At 36.1% G+C, this 14,813-nt stretch carries 13 protein-coding genes; 2 read left to right on the top strand and 11 right to left on the bottom strand.

Features of this window, described 5'->3' with window-relative positions; translation table 11 throughout:
* Positions 1–25: 25 nt before the first annotated feature.
* The 8 genes from AC57BQ_RS14380 to AC57BQ_RS14345 all read right to left on the bottom strand — a co-directional run bounded on the left by AC57BQ_RS14380 (position 26) and on the right by AC57BQ_RS14345 (position 7,765).
* Positions 26–3,253, bottom strand: coding sequence for a lantibiotic dehydratase (locus tag AC57BQ_RS14380; RefSeq protein WP_496406943.1), 3,228 nt, complete (start codon positions 3,251–3,253; stop codon positions 26–28).
* The gene (locus tag AC57BQ_RS14375) at positions 3,228–4,202 is read right to left on the bottom strand and encodes an LLM class flavin-dependent oxidoreductase (RefSeq protein WP_496406942.1); all 975 of its coding nucleotides are present in this window, start codon (positions 4,200–4,202) and stop codon (positions 3,228–3,230) included. Before AC57BQ_RS14375 ends, AC57BQ_RS14380 begins: the two co-directional genes overlap by 26 nt.
* A 9-nt stretch (positions 4,203–4,211) precedes the next feature.
* Positions 4,212–5,426 carry a lanthionine synthetase LanC family protein gene (locus AC57BQ_RS14370; protein WP_496406941.1) on the bottom strand — a complete coding sequence of 405 codons (1,215 nt, stop codon included), beginning with the start codon at positions 5,424–5,426 and terminating at the stop codon, positions 4,212–4,214.
* An 8-nt stretch (positions 5,427–5,434) separates the two neighbouring features.
* Entirely contained in the window at positions 5,435–6,622 is a 1,188-nt protein-coding gene (locus AC57BQ_RS14365) for a lanthionine synthetase LanC family protein (RefSeq protein ID WP_496406940.1), read from the bottom strand.
* A gap of 77 nt (positions 6,623–6,699) precedes the next feature.
* Positions 6,700–6,882 (bottom strand): class I lanthipeptide, encoded by a 183-nt coding sequence (locus AC57BQ_RS14360; RefSeq protein WP_496406939.1) that lies wholly within the window; start codon positions 6,880–6,882, stop codon positions 6,700–6,702.
* Positions 6,883–6,990: 108 nt separating this feature from the next.
* The gene (locus tag AC57BQ_RS14355) at positions 6,991–7,170 is read right to left on the bottom strand and encodes a class I lanthipeptide (protein ID WP_496406938.1); all 180 of its coding nucleotides are present in this window, start codon (positions 7,168–7,170) and stop codon (positions 6,991–6,993) included.
* Positions 7,171–7,279: 109 nt separating this feature from the next.
* A complete protein-coding gene (locus AC57BQ_RS14350; protein ID WP_496406937.1) occupies positions 7,280–7,465 on the bottom strand; it encodes a class I lanthipeptide in 186 nt (61 codons plus the stop codon).
* A 114-nt stretch (positions 7,466–7,579) separates the two neighbouring features.
* Complete coding sequence (locus AC57BQ_RS14345; RefSeq protein WP_496406936.1) at positions 7,580–7,765, bottom strand: class I lanthipeptide; 186 nt, start codon at positions 7,763–7,765, stop codon at positions 7,580–7,582.
* A 631-nt stretch (positions 7,766–8,396) separates the two neighbouring features.
* Between AC57BQ_RS14345 and AC57BQ_RS14340 the strand changes: the two genes are divergently transcribed.
* Positions 8,397–9,464 (top strand): sensor histidine kinase, encoded by a 1,068-nt coding sequence (locus AC57BQ_RS14340; protein ID WP_496406935.1) that lies wholly within the window; start codon positions 8,397–8,399, stop codon positions 9,462–9,464.
* Positions 9,457–10,188: a LytR/AlgR family response regulator transcription factor gene (locus AC57BQ_RS14335; protein WP_496406934.1), complete on the top strand. Its 732-nt coding sequence runs from the start codon at positions 9,457–9,459 to the stop codon at positions 10,186–10,188. Before AC57BQ_RS14340 ends, AC57BQ_RS14335 begins: the two co-directional genes overlap by 8 nt.
* On the opposite strand, the gene AC57BQ_RS14330 is transcribed toward AC57BQ_RS14335, so the two are convergent.
* The 3 genes from AC57BQ_RS14330 to AC57BQ_RS14320 all read right to left on the bottom strand — a co-directional run bounded on the left by AC57BQ_RS14330 (position 10,185) and on the right by AC57BQ_RS14320 (position 14,810).
* A complete protein-coding gene (locus AC57BQ_RS14330; protein WP_496406933.1) occupies positions 10,185–13,193 on the bottom strand; it encodes a lantibiotic dehydratase in 3,009 nt (1,002 codons plus the stop codon). The genes AC57BQ_RS14335 and AC57BQ_RS14330 overlap by 4 nt on opposite strands.
* A 543-nt stretch (positions 13,194–13,736) precedes the next feature.
* Positions 13,737–14,138: a hypothetical protein gene (locus tag AC57BQ_RS14325; RefSeq protein WP_496406932.1), complete on the bottom strand. Its 402-nt coding sequence runs from the start codon at positions 14,136–14,138 to the stop codon at positions 13,737–13,739.
* A 312-nt stretch (positions 14,139–14,450) separates the two neighbouring features.
* Positions 14,451–14,810, bottom strand: coding sequence for a DUF7009 family protein (locus tag AC57BQ_RS14320; protein ID WP_496406931.1), 360 nt, complete (start codon positions 14,808–14,810; stop codon positions 14,451–14,453).
* Between the last annotated feature and the right edge of the window lie 3 nt (positions 14,811–14,813).

Genomic DNA, 14,813 nt, shown 5'->3' with positions numbered 1-14,813 from the left:
CGTTGCTTGAAAGTAATATTAATATTCAAGATATTTTAACAAAATCATTTTTATTCATATTTGTTATTGCCTTAATTGATTTATAGTGCTGAATAAGGAGATCATAAATAACATACTCGTGCAACCGCCGTTTCGATTTGAAGAGCCTGTTTATATTCATGTGGGTATACTGCAGGATCCAGCCTTTCAGTTCGGTCTGGTTACGGGAAAGCTCAGTGATCGTATTCACCGGCTTCTGAAAGAACTGCTCGCGCCGCAATAATTGCTGGTCAAGTAACAGGAACCAGTCATCATCCTGGGGTTGAAACAATTGCCTGATATCCTTTTTATGTTGTATGTAAAGCTTTGACAAGGTGCTTTTTAAATTTTCATCAGCATTAAACTCTATAGCGAACCCATTACGTGCAAAAGTTAATGTTTCAATTTTGTCATCAATTGAAAATTGAAATGAATTAAAGAAATTATCTACGCTTTTTACTCCGAGTAACCACCTGTACTTTTCACCCTGATCGCCTTTCAGGGTACTCAACATATCAAGGCAAAAGTTACTATCATGGTAAAATATTGTTTCCACATGTGCTATAGCCGGGGTTCCGTATCTTTCGAGCTCTCTTACATAAGTATCTGTTTGTATTTTCCATACTTCTCCTGATGCCTCAAATGCTCCAAAGTATGTTTTGAAAATTTGAATAATTTGATTCAGCTGTTCTTTATTTTTCGGCTGGATACGCAGCCTTAAATGATAATCCGGATCGGAAAAACGGATAAAAAACCATTTTTCCAGCAACCCTTCCGAGATTAATTTCTTTATAAAAGGTCTTACGCCCTGTATTAGCACTTTTTCAGTAAGTTTTAAACCACAGTATAATTTAAAATACAGCCATTCATCACCGATAGCATACTTTCTTTTAACCCCGGGATCTATATTGGGGGTTGAGCTTTTAACTGGTGTATTGGCAACTGATTTATTTACAGGCTTGGCATCGTCACGATAAAAAGCAACAATGAATTCATTGGCAAACTCTTCCGGAGTTGCACCGGGCGAAGAATGACAATCGCCCTGTAAAAACTCCTGTAATGTGATCGTTTTCTTGTTTTTAACTTCCTTGATAAACATGCGGACAAATACGCTATTATGCGTATTGATCAGTAATGAGTTATCAGATACCATCCAGCATACATATTGGGGAATCTTGAATTTTTCGCAAAATTCCTGAAACTTTTTCACCTGTTCTTCCGCCGGGACTTCTGTAAACATATCCAGATCTGTTTTTTGAAATAACCAGGTAGCGGGCTTAATAATAATATTATGGTAAACTATACGGGGATAAAAATTAGCTACCCTGTAAAGAATGCCTAAGTTGATATAAATGTCGGTTAAATGCCTTTGCGATTGCAGATCACACAAAAACTGGTAAACCGGTAAACTGTTATAAGAAAAGTTATGGGCGTTTGATAAATAAGGGATAACTTCTTTCCCAAACTTTTTGGACCTTAAAATTATCCGGTCGTTTTTAAGAGAAACGGTCAGGTCATTCAAGGGTACCTGAAACTCCTTATCCGCATTTGATTGGGCTAGGTAGGGTATTTCATACTGCCTGTTTGCAGGTCTTAGTAATACATTGCCAACCCTTGCCTCCGGTAAGTGAACAATCTCGGCAACTACGGCTGCCGGATTTAATTCGGCTTCCTTATTCGTAATGTCAATTAATAACTGGTCTATTTCCTCGCTTGAAGTACCAAATCTGCCTAATAACTTGGAAGCGGAAGTTCCCTGGACGTACATGATCTGGATATACGTTTGGTTATTTTGTGACATCGTACTGGCCAGTACGGACACGGTTTCACCAAGCTCTTCCAGGCGGGAAGGAAATGCAGCCAGATCTTCTTCAGTCAGTTTGATCTCATAGCTATTTTGCTGTGTGGCTTCAATAAATTTCTTGCACCAGAAAGTGTGTAGTTTAGCATCCCATGTCATATCGCTTAGCGACTGGTTTTTAGGGGCAGGGATATTGATAGTTTTTAAAAGATCTGAATAATCGGCATCTTCTTTTATATTTTGAAAATAACCAATCCCAAATTCAGAATCCAGAGCCTCACATAAATCGACTTCTCTTGCCTCGTATCTGTCCAAAAAAGCATTTTTAAACTGTTGATGATTGGTTTGGCTGGTTCTTGAAGACCTGAAAACCCTGGGGGAAAACTTGCTGAATATTTCAAGACCGCTATATATATCATTGACAATATCAGTACTTAATATTTTTGATTTCGTAGTTTTATTTAAATCAACCTGGATTAAATGCTTATCCTCTACCGAAATATCCATGCTTTTTAACAGCGATTTCAGCTCCCCATAAGTACCAAGATAATCGTCGGTTTTGTTCTCATTGATTAGATCAAGTAAGTGCTGTATCTTTTGTATAAATTCCTGATAAAATTTGATCCGCTCAAGGGCACCTTGTTCACTTGTTCTTTTGGTTACTGTAGTAAGCTGGTTTGCCAAATGCTGCAAAACATCTTTTCCGGTTACCGTTGGTTCAAACTCGCTTACCAATATTTGATTATCAATAAGATATTCAACAAAGTCATGGGCTTGTTCTGTCGTAATATCCTCATCCTCAATTAATGCACCCGCTTTGCTTATCGAGATGCCATTTTCGGCTTCCATAAGAATTTTTTCCAGGTACTCATTGGTGCTTATTCCAACCAGGTTATGTATTCGTTTATTGCCTTTATATGAATACTCCACATATCTTAAATGATCAGCCAGTTTATACATACTGGAATTGGGATAAAATTGCAAACAGGGCTTGATCAGGGTATCCTTACCTATTTTGTCCAATAACAGGCAAATGTAATTCATATCAACCCGGGCATTTCTGAGAAACTGCCGGGTGTTTTCAAATGCAATTGAGGTCTGATCGCCGATATGAAGCGCACTGTAACCCGCAAATAAGCCAAAGGGGGTACACCTGGAAGTTAACCGGATATAGTATTTAAGGAGGGTGTTTTCTAAGCGCTCTGCTTTCCTGGCATCTTTAATATGCCCGTTGAGGTACTTTTTGAACTCATTGCATAAATCAGGAGAAGTAAGAAACAGCGTTTCAAGACCAAGATCAGTTTCAAAAAATGATTTAACGGTAGCTATGGTATTTTCCTGTTCATCTAAAAGCTTAAAATCCTGAAGCGGTAACAAAGGTGACCTTAAACAAACGGTTTGAAATGCTTCATATAGTTTGGAATTGTTGTTCATTTTTTTCAGATCTAAATGGTTTAAGATTGAATTTCTCGCTCAGCCAATGCAATGATTGGTGACGTTCGCTGCACTCTTCTGCTATGTCAAGGAATATGAATTCATCAACTTCATACAACTGCTGAAAGGAGCAGATCTTGTCGTGGAATTCTTCCGGCGAGGCTGCTACACAATGAAATCCTGCTTGATTTTCCGGATGCCTCTCTGCAATGATCCGGAGCCCTTCTTCCGCCTTTCGGGTGGTATCTGATAAATAGCCGGCTATAGCTACGCTGACTTTGGGCAGGTACCCGTTCACTTTTTCAAATTGCTCCTTAAAACAACGTATTTTGTCGACCTCAGGGTCGATGTTGGCTCCCGAGTGAAATAGAGACCTGCAATAATTTAATTTATATTTAATGGCCGGTTCTGTATATCCATAAGACCTGCCTAAATACCAGGGCTCTGGTATCTGCCCGCCGTAAGGTGGCACAACGATGTTATCCCGTTGAAATTCCTCCTTTTCATTTAAAAAAAGGGTCATTAACTCGGATAGATGCTTATCAAAGAGAGTGGCTACCTTGTCTTTTTTAAATTCGGCATTGAGCATTAAACCTACCTTTTCAATAAGCGGAAAACCCTTTGCCAGTCCAAGATCAATTCTTCCCGGGTAAAGATTGCTGAGCAATTTAAAGTTTAAGGCTATTCTATAAGGCATATGAACAGGCAAAAGAATGCCGGCTATACCTACCCTGATATCCTTTGTCATTCCGGCTATGATAGGTAACAGCATTTCTGGGCTGTTCCATGCTTGTTTGGGAAGCGGATTATGATGTTCACTAACCCAAAACCGGCTAAATCCAAGTTGATCTGCGAGGACAGCATAATCAATGACGTCCTCAATGCGGGCCATACTATTCAGATCCAGGCGGTACCCAAAATCCAACAAGCCAAGCGTAATGTTACTCATGTTTTTTAGTTAAGAGAGTAAAAAGATTTGATCCCATTTATAGTCTTTATCTGTTTTATAATTCAGTAACGTGAGCAGCGGGCCGGCCCAACCGAACAATAGGGTTGATTTATAGGGAAAAGGATTTGCACCCAGATAATCCTTTTCGAGCTGCAGATAACATTGCTTTATCCAATATTCATAAGTTTGCAGGTAAACCGGATCATGGGTTAGCTGGTATAACTTACGGTAAGTTTGAGCTACCCCTGCAGTTCCATGACAGAAATAAGAGAACTCAATCCGGGTAATCTCAAAAGTTTTTCTTGAGATTACTTTGTGCTTCAGTTCCTCCGCAACGATAAGTAAACGGGGTGCATTAAAAAGGTTTCCTGCTCTTACCAATAACCATAACATACTTAAATCACCATTACACCAGGCAAGGCGGTGTGAATGATGCGCGGCAAGCGCTCCCTGTTCATCTGAACCGGCTTCAGTAACAAAATTGGGAAAAACAGTATGATCATTAGATGTATTTTTACAAATGTTCTGAACGTGTATGATATATTCAATCCCCTTGCATACAATATCTTTCATTAATGCGGGCTTATAACCGGCCTCATAAAGTTTCAGGAAGATCAGATACATAGCTACAATTCCATGCGCCGTACTCAGGTCCACGCCATTTTGGTTTAAGTAACCAAATCTGGTTGATAACCTGATCCCTTTTTCATCTTCAATGAACTGGTCATTAATAAGGTCAAACACTTCATCCATAAGTTGATTGTTCTGCTCCGGGTCGGATAAATAGCGGAGAGAAAAATAGTACAGCAGACCGATGGCACCACCAAAAAAATCGGTATTATTTTCTTTCAGCAGAATAGTATAAAACCTTTTTAGATACAGGTCCAATACGGCGAGCTGCTCCTTGAGGTCTTCAGATAAAAAGTCTTCATCCTGCAACAGGTTCAGACAGGAACCTACACCGGCTAATCCATTTACCAGAGAGGGGTTATTATAAATAGTCGCTTCCGGGTTATTAATTTCATCAATTACTTCTTCCATAAAACCAATAGAACGAAACGCGTATTTGTCATCCTGGTAATATTTATACAGGTAATAGTTGAAATAAGCAGCACCTATTTTTCCTTTATACAGACCTATATAATCCAGATCGCTATAATCACTGTCATATAAATAATCCGTTACCTCGTCGAGGATTGAATTTGTATCAGTAAGTCCTAACATCTTGCTTATTAATTATAATTTATTACCGGAAAAAAAAAGTTCAGTTCAGGGTCTTTAAAGTATAATAATGCCAAGCCTATTCCGGTTATACCTTCTGAAATTGATGTGAGTGTTTCCGGATATACTGAATTCCAATAAGGGATGAACCCTGCATATTCATTTTTATTTGCCGACAAAAATGCCAGCGTTTTATTCAGCCAGAAATAAGCGGCTTCCTCAAACAATGTTTCATTGGTTTCGGCAAATAGCTTTCTGAAAAATGCTGCAGGGCCAGCAGATCCGTATATCAGATTAGCATCATAAACCTGGTAATCTATCCTGCTTTCAGCTTTAGCATAATATTTAAAAATATGTATCGCCGTTTCTCTCAAGCGGTCATCGCAGATCACTTTTGATATTTCATATATGGCGTAAGCAACACCAAGGTCACCATAGGCCAGGTTAACAACTTTTAATAATTTTTCTTGTTTGCCGACTTCCTGAGGAAAAAAGAACGAATATTTTGAGATATCCTGTTGTTGACCGAACACGAAATTTACTCCTTCGATCAGAAATCGCTTGTCATTTAATGCCTGAGCTTCATATGCCCGGGTCAAAAAAAGAAGTATGCCGCTTACCCCATGGGATATTCCTAATTCGACACTATTCTCTTTTCTGAAATTACTTGTCCAGTAAACGCCGCCGGCATTATCTTCAACGGCAACGCTCTTAATTTTATCAACTATAGTAACCAGTATTTTTCTGGATGACTCTTCATTAAGATATTTTAATTTTTCCAAAAAATAATATCCCGCCGAAATGGCACCCACAACCGGATCAAAATCATTTTTTTTTAACTTATCCAGCGTAAAGGGAATAAGTATGTCATCAATTTCATCTAAAAGCGGAATGATGCTTTGGTCTACCTGTTTGTCTTTATAAAGTAACAACAGGTATCTGCCCAAATCAATCAATTCCCTGAATAATTTATGAGAAGTACTTCTTTCGGTAAGTGTGTTACATGAATGGTATAAAATTTCCTGTGAGATATTAAAGCAAGATTCATTGAGTGTGCATTTATAGTAATTATAAAAATACAGGGAGATACCTAACTGCCCCCTTGACAAACTAAATACATCTGCATTTTTATAATTATTAGAAAGGCTTTGATTTATTTCTTTGAGCTTTTCTTCCAACAATAACCATGTTTCAGCCATTTTATACGATTAAAGTGTTTAGAGACAAAGCTCAGTTGCTGCAAAGCAACTGAGCTTAATAAAAAAAAGAATTACGATTATTCTGCTACCGGGCTTTCTGCCAAGCATGAATCATTTGTGCAGGAACAATGAGAACCATCTGTGCTGCATTCTACAACACCACCGCCGGCTATAGTTGTCATTTGTTCTTCATTAAGAGCAGCGATAGTCTCTTTGTTTAAGCTAAGTTTGCTTGGTAATACAAATTTTTTAGTTTCCATTTTTATGTTTCTTTAATTGTTAAATTCTCCCAGCTCTCACCCTGGAAGTTAGATATTTAAACCTGGCTCTATTGTTATTAAGCAACCTGGTTTGATAGAACATGATGATTATTCTCCTACCGGATCTGCCAGGCATGAATTATTTGTGCAGGAGCAACGAGAACCGTCTGTGCTGCATTCTACAACACCGCCACCGGCTATAGTTGTCATTTGCTCCTCATTAAGAGCAGCGATAGTCTCTTTGTTTAAACTGAGTTTGTTTGGTAATACAAATTTTTTAGTTTCCATTTTTATAGTTTTTTTAATTATCAATTTCTCCCAACTCTCATCCTGGAAGTTAGATATTAAGACCTGGCTCAATTGTTGTCAAGAAACCCGGTCTGGTAAAACATCGCGATTATTCTGTTGCCGGTAATTCTGCTGCTTTGCAGGAATTATCGGTGCAAGAGCAATTAGAGCCGTCAGTGCTGCAATCAGAAAGACCTCCGCCGGCTATAGTTGTCATTTGTTCTTCGTTAAGCGCAGCAATAGTTTCCTTGTTTAGGTTAAGTTTGCCCGGTAATGCAAATTTTTTAGTTTCCATTTTTTATGTTTTTTTAATTGTTAAATAAAATTCTCCCAACGCTTATCCTGGAAGCTGGATATTAAACCAAGCCTGATTGCCGTTAAGCAGCCAGGCCTGATAAAAACAATAAGGTTATTCCGTTACCGGTAATTCTTCTGCTTTGCATGAATCATTTGTGCAAGAGCATTTGGAACCATCAGTACTGCAGTCTGAAAGACCTCCACCGGCGATAGTTGTCATTTGTTCTTCATTAAGAGCGGCAATGGTTTCCTTGTTTAAGTTGAGTTTACCTGGTAGTGCAAATTTTTTAATTTCCATTTTTATGTTTTTTTTCAATTGTTCAAATTCTCCCAACTCTCATCTTGGAAGTTAGATGCTATACATACTGGTTGCATAGTCACCATTACTGAATTGGCCAAAAAGTAATATCTTATATAACTTTAATTTAATTATTGATAAATTTTAATGTTTTGAACACAAACGAATGGATACTCTTAAATCTATAAATTACATCCTCGCAGCTCAAATTAATTACACGAACATAGATTTTCCCGCTACAAACTTTAATACGCTTACTGGCGGCAGCTTAATTTTTCAGGCAATTGAACTCCTGATAGCTCCTGTTTTAAGTCTAAAGTTTGTCTAGATATTTAGGGGAAATATGAAAGGGTTTACACCAATTGCAGTTGCGCTTTAAGCTATTATTTACTTAAAGGGGATGAAATGTGCGTTACGGTCATTATGGTAACTCCGGTTGGATCTGTATCATTATAACCATTACCTTTTGAACTGGATTTAAAGCCCATTACCGTCTTTAATTTTAATTTTTTTAACATTCTACTTTTCATAACTCTATTTTTTTTTAATAAGTTATGAGGTGCAGATTGTCTCTGAAATATTATTACACTAAGTCAAATATTACATATACAAATAAGTATATATTAGCTTTATGTTTAATTTAAGCTCCCCCCGGTTTAAAAATTTAAAAACCCATATAATTTGTTGGGGGCTATTTATTCTTTATGAATCTCTTGTAAGTTATTCCTATACAGGTACAATACCCGGTTATTTTGATTATGTGGGGCATTATAGCTTAAATATTAGCCTGTTTTATTTAAATGCCTACCTTATTGAATGTTATATTGTAAAGGATGGTCGTAAGATCTTTAAGTTTGCATTGATCATATTACTTGAATTAGCCGCATACGTGGCAATTAAATATTTGATGTATTTGGCTTTTATTTTTTTTCAGATATACAAGCTAAACCAGATTTCCTCCTTATTTATGACCGAGAGCCTTTACCGGGCTATATACTTTATAGGACTGAGCACGGGATATTGGTTCGCCCGGTCTAACATCAAACAACAGAAGCTTATTGCTGAGTTAGAACGGGACAGATTAAAAGTAATTATAGAAAAAGAACTGGCTGAAAGAAGCATGCTCGAATCGGAGAATACTTATTTAAAAGCGCAAATAAATCCACATTTTTTATTTAATATATTAGGATTTATACATAACTCTCTTTTAAAATATTCAAAAGATGCAGCCGATATGGTCATATTGCTATCTGACATGATGAGGTACGCCTTAAGGAAGCCAGAGCCGGGGAATAAAGTAGATCTGATCGATGAAATTGAGCACATTAATAACTATATTGCTATAAATCAGTACCGTTATCATCATAGGCTATTTCTTGAATTCCGGTATCACGGAGAAATCGGCCAAGTACAGATTATTCCTTTGTTATTAATTACAATTGTGGAAAATATGTTCAAATACGGAGACCTTTTTGATGAAAATGATCCTGCGAGCATATTATTAGAAACCGATGGTAAAGAATTAAATTTGGATATTATTAATACGAAAAGGAAGCAGGAAAATATCAAAGGATTTGGAATAGGAATGTCAAACGTAATAAAAAGATTGGAATACAATTATAAAGGCCGTTTCAAATTGCATGTAGATGATGCTGAAAAAAAATATGTTTTAAAATTATCGATCACAGTAAATGATTAATTGTATAATAATTGATGACGAAAGCTACGCTATTGAAACCTTATCTGATTATGTTGCTAAAACAAGTGGTTTAAGACTCATAGCCGAGTACTCCAATCCTATGGAAGCTTTAGCAGCAATAAAGTCAGGAGAAAAACCTGATCTTTTATTCCTGGATGTAGATATGCCGGCACTGACGGGTTTTGAACTTGCAGCATTACTTCCTCCTGATATTGCGATCATTTATACAACTGCCTTTGCCAATTATGCTTTAAAATCATTTGAAACCAACGTTTATGACTTTTTATTAAAGCCAATCTCATTTTCTAAATTCCTGAAATCTATTGATAAAGTGATGAACATCATGGCTAATCACAGGCCGGCACCATCATTGCGACAATCAGATTTCTTTTTTATTAACCCGGGAATTAAAGGAAAAGTTATTAAGATAGCCTTAACTGATATTATTTATGTGGAGGGTTTAAAGAACTATGTCATTATATACCTGAAAGGGGGGAAGCATATTACCTATCTGACTATGCAAGAGGTGGAGGAAGCTTTGCCTGCTGACAGGTTTTTACGAGTTCACAAATCATATATTATCAACCTGTCCAAGCTTCAGTCTATTGAAGGAAATACCATTCATATGGCAGACAATCTGACTTTTCCTTTAGGTGGAAGTTATAAAAACGCATTAATAAATTTTGTTAATTCGAATTCCATCATCACAAAAAGAAAGGGTTAATAGGTTTTATTCCTGTTTTTAACAGAATGGTATTGCATTGAAATCAGATAATAAAGTATGAATTCCTGTTTTCTTTGATTCTCGTTAAGCATTCTGTTGACGTGCATGTGGATGATATCTGCTAATAATTTTACTTTTAACTTTTGCGGTGCGGCCATTAATGCCGTTTTAATGATTCGGAGATATTCTTTCCCTGGTGCAGACAAAATAATCGCTCTGTTTTTAGGGAGCAGACAGTGATCGATTTGACTTCTTGTTTTTCGATATTTTGTATTTAACTGATACTTCAGATCCTGATCAAAAAAAAACTCCTTTCCAAATTTTTGCGACATCTCTTTCGTAAATTCTTCCTTTTTGGCAATACCTGAATCGTATTGATCAATAATAGCGTCGATGGATGCAATGAGGGTTTCAAAAACTGAATACTCGGTCTTGCCGGTATATCTTTTGTAAAGAAAATCCATTACAAAACAACTGCTCTTATAAAACACACTTTCCATTAAATCGATATTTTCAGCGCTATATCGTTCGATTTCCTTTTTGTAAGTATCCAATATGATCGTGGAGATCGATCCATTTGCTATTCGTTTGTTTAGTGCATTGTTAAAGAGTGACATTGCTGCAGCAATATTTTCTATTTTTATTTTAAACCGTAATCTTAAGTGATCCTCCGGATCTTTATAACGGATAAAAAACCATTGCTGAATGAGGTTTTTTTTAATAAGCTTTTTAATAAGTAAATGAAGCTCATTTCCTAAAATATCATCTGAAATTTGGGTATGGGAATATATTTTATAATATAGCCACTCGTCGGCCGGCGGGTGTATACGTTTTATTTTATTAGGGGTAATCGTTTTTAATAAAGTTGGATTACTGTAGGAAGGAGAAGTATTAAATATTGGAGTTACGAGCTCATGTATTAAAGGAGCATGATTACGATTTATTATATTATATTTTTTACTGATAAGCACCTCTTTAATGGTAACCGAAGATTTCGATTTCAACACATGGATAAACATCAATATATCATCTTTTGATTTGGAATTAAAGAATAATGAATTATCGTGTTCTACAATTATAAAAAAAATTGGTATCAACAATTTTTCGAATAATTCCGCGCAGGCTAAAACGGGTTCCTTATTATTTATTAATTTGTTTAGTTGTTTTTCATCCAGTATCCAGGTTGCCCTGTAAAGTATGCAGGACTTATAAACAACCCTGGGATAAAAAGATAAGCCTGGTAATAATTGTTGTAAATTCAGATTAAAATCGGTTTTAATGGATTGGTATTGTAAATCGCATAAAAATCTAAATGGCGCCAAATCATGATGATTAAAATTGTAGGCTGAAGTGAACCTTGGAATAATATTCTTTTTCAATCTTTTGGACCTTAAAATAATCTCATCATTTACAATACATATATAAAGATCTGCAGGAGAAATTATGTTAGCCCTATTGATTTCTGAATTAACAAGTATAGGGATTTCATAATTGTATGCGCTTTCGCGGGTACAGACATTAGCCGCCTGACCTTTGATAAAACAAGAGACTTCAGCAAATATCACATCCTTATTGATCGCTTGTTCCTTTTGGGCGATTTCCAGATTATAGCATTTGAATAATTCATTGTTCAATGTAAATCTGCCGGTCAACGCGGTTGCTGAACAGCCACCAGCATTCTCTATGCTTATATAATCATCATAAATTGTAAATTGGACCGAAAAGCTTGGCGGGTATGCTAAATTATCTTGAGGCAGATGGTCTAAATCCTGATCATCAAAACTAATCGGCTGGTAGGGTTTCGAATGATAAAGTTTTTTTAATAATAGTTTATGGATTGGAAGCCACTGACTGGTTTCAGGGGCGGCTTCCTTTTTAAAAGCCAGGTTTTCCAAAATGGAATTATTATTTATCCCTTCTTCTAAGGATAGATAACCAATACCAATTTCAGGATCAAGTGCCTGTAAAAATGGTATTTCCCGTGATTCGAACTTTTTTTTAAATTTTTCCTTAAAGTCGTTTAACGATGGAATCTTTTTTACCAGACTTAAGCTATCAAGACACTTTAACCCTTCCAGAACGTTTTTCTGGTATTTTTTTTCCATGCCCAAATCAAACTGTATGTAGGAGTTAACATAGAATTTGTTTTTTATAGGCATAACCACGTCGGGCCAATTTATTTTCATCAGCTCACTGAGCGGAATTGTTTCTTGAGTTTCATACCTTCTGAAAAATTGTTTAGCAGCTGCCCAATTCTGATTATCCTTAAATTCTGCTCCTTTTTGTTCAATTGCAGCGTTTAGTTTATGATAGTAACTGTTTCCTACATAATTGGGCAGTAACTCAGCATATAAAATTCCTGAGGATATCAGATATTCTACAAAATATTTTGAATCATGATACTCCCCACCATAACTCATGCAATCTTCCATAAGCTGTTGCTTTGTTCTGCCGGATAAAGCGTGTTTTAGGAGTTTTTTTAAGAGAGCACTGTTTTGAAAGGAAGATATCTTGAATTTTGCCGACTGGCTATCTTCCGCGAAATCAAAATGCAAATAACGATATCCTGTTTTGGCGTTATAAATAGTTTTATTTGTAAAATAAATTTGGTCATCCTTATTGTTTAAGAAATCCAGTCTGCTTAACTCATACATTATCTGAAAGTCAGGGAATATGGAAATTTCACGGGAAATTATTTGAGGTAATATATTTGTCTTTTCTCCCCATTTTATTAATCCAACAGAAGCAAACAAGGCAAATGGAGTAGCCCGAAAGTGGACTCTGTTGTAATATTTTCTAAGACTGAAGACTGTCCTTTCGGATAATGCTTCGTAAATGAATTCATGTTTTTTCAGTTCGTTGAAAAGACTTTCGCTGGCAAAAAATATGGCAGCCTGGAAATCCTTGTTTTTTAAGTCAAACTTTAAATTTTTGTAATCAAATTCAACATAACTTCTTTCAGCAGCCCTTATAAAAATATTGGATCCAAGTTCAATATTATGCATGTTTAAAATTTGAAAAAAATAAAATGAAATTATCGACTATCACTTGCTGAATAATTTAAAAATCAAATGTTTATGTATTAAAGGGGATTTAATTTTAAACATACGAATTTATTGCCTTTTAGTTTTATAGCGGAATTCAGTACGGCAAGACGCTCTCCTGGTTTTTTCGACCATTACCTTTAAATTTTCCTTTGCGTGCGCCTCCGCGGATGGCGTAGTTTATCAGGGTTTCTCTTAAAATGTTGATAATGTGTTGGTTGGGGTAATATCGCTAAAGCTATTAATGAAAAATTAATCAGATAGAGTGATTGTATGTCAATTCATTTAAAAACGAATACCTGTTTAAAGGTTAAGGGTGGCTAATTTACGCAGGTCATCCATAAAATGGTTCGAGAAGCACCCATGCAGGAAAACTTAAAAATAATTTGTCGGCTCGACTCCGGCGCTGAGTACACAAAATAAGGGCTAACAATCAAATTGTTAGCCCTTATTTTGTAAAAACCACATGTTCTGTAAAGTCCTAACGGTGCTTGCAGTATTTCGTTACAAGCTATAAATGAGTTTTTGTCCTTTTTTAAGTTGATATCCATCTTTTTTATCGGTCAGCTTCAAATCACCTTTCTTCCAAACGTAGTTTCCTTTTTTACCTGTTCTGACTAAGATCTGGCTCTCTTTGTAATCAGACAGAAATCTCTCTGCTTTTTTGTTATCATCACTAAAAATAACGGCCGCAATAGTGGAAAAACTTCTCTTGGGATCGACTTCCTTCAGTTTAATTTTTTGCGCAAAAGTTTGTATGCAATCTTTTTTTATAATAGAATAGGTATACCCGGCCGATCCTATGCAGCCATGTTTGTCGCGGTCGTTACCGGTTGTTTTTTGTGCGTAGCTGATTGTTGCAAAAAGCATAAAAACTGTACTGAAAACTAATGATCTTCTGTTCATTTTAAAAAGGTTTTAGGTTGTGATCCTTACTCTAAAGGCTTTTCAGGAACCGCCAGTAATTATTTGATACTTATATAAATATAATAAAAAAAAGGAGTTTTACGAGATCGGTGTTAAAGCTGAAGAATTAACCAATAGCTGGCCTGGTTTTTTTTAATATGATTTTACATGCCGGGATGATCGATTTTCTTTAAATTCTTTATAAAATCGGTCATTAACAATGCTGTTGCGTATATTGAAAGTTTGATACGAAAGGGTTAGGCTCTGCTACTTATTTTGTTCATCACTAAATCCTTGAATTTTGCAAGCTGGTTAATGCGCTTTACCCATTAAAAGTGGGTTAGGATAATGATCACTTTGATCTTCGATGGTAACATCCAGGCATTTAAAATCCTTTTCAATTAATAAATATAGCGAACCATCAGTGCCTTCAAAACCCACTCTGTCGGTTAAAGTCCATTCCCGGGTCATTTGTTCGGCCACAAAAAGCGTGATCTTGTTATTTTGTAAACTGGCCGACAAAGCATCCTGGTTATACTGTTGCAGGGCATAAATAAAAGTACTGTTGCCAAAAGAGGTGATCTCTTCCAGGTAACCTTCTTTCGAAAATTGTTCAATATCTGTTTTGGTAAGCCTGTAGCGTATCGAATTGCCTTTTATTCTAATTTTCATATC

Source organism: Mucilaginibacter sp. BGA-UO-ETr-C110 (genome assembly GCF_059567985.1).
The sequence above is the reverse complement of the archived record's forward strand: the minus strand, read 5'-3'. Positions and strand labels throughout refer to the sequence as shown.